The organism is Vulcanococcus sp. DEBay_Sum29NL08_54 (assembly GCF_017859255.1).
Taxonomy (GTDB): domain Bacteria; phylum Cyanobacteriota; class Cyanobacteriia; order PCC-6307; family Cyanobiaceae; genus Vulcanococcus.
The window spans coordinates 1-4,607 of sequence record NZ_JAFMNJ010000060.1 but is presented as its reverse complement, the minus strand read 5'-3'; the positions used below and the strand labels follow the sequence as shown (position 1 = coordinate 4,607).

General features: G+C 62.4%; 4 protein-coding genes. 2 read left to right on the top strand and 2 right to left on the bottom strand.

Going from position 1 to position 4,607, the window contains the following annotated elements:
- The first annotated feature begins 152 nt into the window (after positions 1-152).
- Positions 153-1,787, top strand: coding sequence for a TolC family protein (locus tag QZ186_RS11150; RefSeq protein WP_296416856.1), 1,635 nt, complete (start codon positions 153-155; stop codon positions 1,785-1,787).
- On the opposite strand, the gene QZ186_RS11145 is transcribed toward QZ186_RS11150, so the two are convergent.
- Both QZ186_RS11145 and QZ186_RS11140 read right to left on the bottom strand, forming a co-directional pair.
- Positions 1,762-2,823, bottom strand: a complete 1,062-nt coding sequence (locus QZ186_RS11145; RefSeq protein WP_296416853.1) for an HlyD family secretion protein — start codon at positions 2,821-2,823, stop codon at positions 1,762-1,764. The two genes, QZ186_RS11150 and QZ186_RS11145, sit on opposite strands and share 26 nt — an antisense overlap.
- Before the next feature lie 28 nt (positions 2,824-2,851).
- Positions 2,852-4,414, bottom strand: coding sequence for an MFS transporter (locus QZ186_RS11140; RefSeq protein WP_296416851.1), 1,563 nt, complete (start codon positions 4,412-4,414; stop codon positions 2,852-2,854).
- 59 nt (positions 4,415-4,473) lie between these two features.
- Here QZ186_RS11140 and QZ186_RS11135 point away from each other — a divergent pair.
- Positions 4,474-4,607, top strand: a 134-nt coding sequence (locus QZ186_RS11135) for a VOC family protein (protein ID WP_296416858.1), incomplete at its 3' end; no start/stop codon positions are given.

Sequence of the window (4,607 nt, the reverse complement as noted above, 5' to 3'; positions counted from 1 at the left end):
TTTGATCCTCACCTATCACGCCTGTGATGCAGCCGAATGGCTGCGCCAGGGCTGAAGCCGGCTCTGACGGCAAGCACTCCGGGGCAACCCCCCTAGCGTTAGCCCGTCCAACGCGGGCTGCATGAGTGGGGCTGCGCGGGTTACGCCACCTTTTGCTCGTCGTTGCCGTCGGCTTCCCGGTCGGGGTCGTCGCGCGCGAGAAGGAGATTCCTCCGGCGCTCCTCCCTTTGGTCAAGAGTTTTGAGGCGTACGCCCGGGATCTTGATCGTCTCGATGGGGTCCTCAAGGTCGCCTCACCGGAGACCCCTGCGGCTGAACCGACTGCTGAGTTGCTGGAACGGCTCAGGCCTCCCAAGCCGGGAGACTTGCCAGCCAAAACTGAGGCCGTTGCCGTCGCACAACGGCTGCGCCTGGACCTGCAGCAGGTGATCGCCGTTGCGGTACAAAACGACCCGGTCCTGCAGCAGCAGGTTGCCGAAGTCCAGGAACAGCAGGGCTGGTTGAAATCGGTTCGCGGCCGTCTGTACCCGATCCTGGGCCTGAACCTCGGCGGGAGTTACACCCAGCAGAAGGTGGGCAATGTCGCTTGGCAGGGGAACGAGAGCCTGTATGGCGTCGACTCCGCCTTCTACGTCCCGACGGGTGGTTGGGAACGGGCCCAGACGAACGTCGGAGAAGGATTTGCCCTGCTGCGCCTCGATTACGAGCTCTTGAGCTTTGAGCGCAATGCGGCTCTCGCGGAGGTCAAGGCGGAACTCGACGCCTCTGAGCAGCGGTACGGCAACCGCCTTCGTCAGTTGCAGCTCAACGTCAGTGAGGCCTACTACCAGCTTCAACTGGCTGACCAGTTGCGCAGGATCCGTCAGGTGGTCGTCGACAACGACACCGTGATCTACGACCAGGTCGTGGCGATGAAGATCGCGGGCCTCGTGCCGCGGGTTGATCTCTTACGGGCTGAGGCGATGCTCCAGCAAAGCCGCTTTCGCCTTGAGCAGGCCGATGCCCTGCGATTAAGCCAGCAACGGCGGCTGAGCAACTTGGTCAATGCCCCCTTCCAGATCACGCTCGAGGCAAGCGAGGCCGTTCGCCTGCAGCCGCCCTGGCCCCTGGATCTTCAGCAGACCATCGTCCGCGGCTTCCAGGACAACCCCCAGCTCGAAGCGTTGCAATCGGCGCGTACAGCCTTGCTGCGTCAGGCGGATCGCCGGGCCGCTGAATTGCTGCCGCGGTTGGGGTTGTTTGCGACGGGCGGCTATCTGGCTGCCCAAACCACCGCCCCTTTGGTGGATCTGCAGGGGTGCTGCAAAGGGCCGGCCTATATCCCTGGACTCAATGGCGAGAGTGGGGAATGGGCCGCTGGGGTCATGCTCAATTGGCGTCTCTTTGATGCCGGGATCACCTCGGGGGCGGTTGCTGCCAGCCGAGCGGCGGCGGAGCGGACCTTGCAGGCGGAGGCCACAGAGCGCAATGCGATTCGGCAACGCCTTGAAACCGCCTACTACGACCATCGCGCGGCCCTCAGTCAGATCATTGCGTCGAACGCCTCGTTCCGGGCAGCGCGGGAGGCCTACCGCGATAGTCGCGCCCGTTTTGAGTTTGGCCTGGCGGATTACACCGACCTGGCGGACACGATTCGATCGCTGACGACGGCGATGGAGCAGCAGGCCGAAGCGATGACCTTGGCGAATGTCAGCTATGCCCAGCTGCTGCGGGAGTTGTTGCCGGTTCCCACCACACTCGATGCACCGGTGAGCTTGCCCATCACTTTGTCGGCGGCGCAGGATTGATCAAGGTGTTCACCGTCGCGTGGGAGGTCGCTCCCGCACGCAAGGGATGACGACTGTTTTGCTCCATCAGGATTCGCACCGGGAAGCGTTGCGGCACCTTCACCCAGTTCCCTGTGGCGTTTTGGGGCGGCAGCAGGGAGTAGTAGGCACCACTCCCTGAGCTGATGTTGATGACCTTGCCTTTGAAGGTCACACCGGGGTACATGTCGAGCCGGACCTTGGCGGGCATCCCATCACGGATGCGGTGGATCTGGGTCTCCAGATAGTTGGCGTCCACCCACCAGTGGTTGTTGTCGACGAGGGTGAACATCGCCTGGCCAGGTTTCACATATTGACCAACACGAATGGAGAAGTTGTTGCTGACATACCCGTCCATCGGTGCGTAGTAGCGGGTGTAGTTCAAGTTGACCTTGGCGTTGCCCAGCGCCGCTTTGAGCGCACGGATGTTGGCCTCCTGCTCGCCGATCTGTTTCTCCAGTCGGCTGATGTCGAGGTTGGCCCCTTTCACCCTGGCGCGCGCTTCGAGTTTCGCGGCTTGAAATTCCTGCTCCTTCTCGAGCGAGACCACCTGTTGCTGCTGGAGGTAGGCGTAGCGCTGTTGGTTCAGGTCGATCAGCCATTGACGGGCCTCTTGATCCTTCAAGGCCTGCTTGGCCTGCAGGCGCTGTTGCTCAAGGGCTTCTTTCTGGGCGATGGCCGCATCGAGTTGATGCTGTTGCTGATCGACACTCAGTTGAAAGGGGAGCGGGACGATCTCATAGAGCAGCTGCCCCTCTTTCACGAAGGCATTGGGCTCGGTATTGACGGTCTTGATGTAGCCCTCGACATACGGTGAGACGGTCACCGTGTAGGCGTGGACGTAGGCGTCGTCGGTGTAGGGAAAGAAGTGGCCGTGGATGAAGTACGAGGCGAGGCTGGTGGCGACCAGTCCGATGGCTCCACCGGCGATTAGGCGGGTGCGCTGTTTCTTGCGGGCGGCCTCTTCAGGGCTGAGGGCCTTGGTCTCCCCTGCGGGTTGTGCCGCTGATGCGCTCACGCCCGGCTCGCCTGACTATTGCCGGAGGCTAGGGCTGTTCTTTCGTTTTGGCTGGTGCCGTGCGGTGAAGCTGGGGCAGCACGCAGAGCACCAGCAGGACGAGCCCCACCAGGGTGGCGATGTTGATGAAGTTGACCACTTCGGCCTGTTGGGCGATGGCTTTGTTGAGCAGCTCAAGGGAGCCTTGGGACCAGAGGTTGCCGCTGATGCCCATGGGATGCCCGCTCAAGGGTTCTTGGAAGGTCTCCAGCCCCCAGTTGGACCCGTAGCTCTGCTCACGAAACCGTTCCCAGCTGCCCTGGGTGCTCACGGTTCGGATAGCGGAACTCACTCCCCCAGAGAGGGCCTTGGAGATGTTCGTGCAGAAGAACAGCACGGAGCTGGCGCTGGTCATCAGTTCCGCCGGCATCGTCGAGAACGACATCTGAATCTCGAGGCAATTGATCAGGGCGAAGCAGACCCCCACCAGGATCAATTGCAGGGTGACGTTGCTGTTGCTCTGCTGGGCTGAGGTGTAAGCCATCCAGAGCGCGGTCAAGGCAAAGGTGAAGATCGCAGCAGAACAGAGTTTCTTTTTGGCGGGGATGGTGGCGGCAATGAGATGGGGGCTGGCCCCCGGCGTGACCATCAGGCCCGTCAGGATCGCCGCTGCGACAAAGGGAAGAAAGGACCAGGCGTAGTTCTCAATGGTGTTGTTGACCACCACCATCAAGAAGCGCGGGACGATCGCAAAGACCATGAACAGAAAGAACATCACGGAGCTCAGGTTCACCGCGCTCACGCAGTAATTGACGTCCTGAAAAATCTTGAGGTTGATCAGTTTGGGGACAGTGGCCACACGCCAGCCAAAGAGCCCAAGCAACAGCAGTGAGCTCCAAAGCATCACCACATAGATCCCGCTGCTGAACCACTCCCGTTGGTTCCCGACCACCAGCGAGAGGCTCAGGAGTCCGAAGCCACCGGCCATCAGCCCATAGCCCAGCCAGTCGATCTCGGCTTTCGGGTCCCCCGGGGTCGCGGGCATTAATCGCAGGATCACGGCGACTGCTGCCAGGGCCGCCAGGCCCAGGCCGGCGTAGAGCGTCCGCCAACTGAGGTACCAGGTGACGAAGGCGGAGAGGGGAATGCCGATGGTGGAGCCCGTGACCAAGGCCAGGGCCACCAATCCCTTGCCCATGGGCGTGTACTTCTCCCCCAGCTGACCGCCCAGGTAGCCCCCCGCTGCCGCCGGGATCACCCCGGCTCCGAGTCCCTGCAGCACGCGCATCGCGATGAACAGCTGCGGATCGGTCGCAACGGAGCTGAGCAGGCAGGCGATGCCGAAGACCCCTGGACCCACCGTGGCGATGGCCTTGGCCCCGACCCGCTCTTTCAGGCTGCCCAACAGGGGCATGATCAGGGCGGCTGGCACCAGGAAGGCCACCTGAAACCACACCTCCAGATAGGGCGTCCCACCCACATCGCCGCTGACATATTCATGGGCGGGCACACCGATGGAGTCGGTGGAGAAAAACACCAGCTCCAGCGCCAGAAAGCAGATCGCCACCACCCCGCGATTGGTGACCCAGAGGCTGCTGGGTGGACTGCTCAAGGGGGACGATCGGTGCTCGCCCAGTGTTGCCACGCCAGCCGGGGCCTGCACGACCGAGAATGGACCCAATGCCAACGGATGCCATGGCCGTCTCCCATCGCCTTGGCCATGTCGCCCTGCGGGTGCAGGACATGGAGCGGGCCAAGCGTTTCTATCTCGATTTGGGCTTGCGGCTGACCTGGGAAGCCGAGGA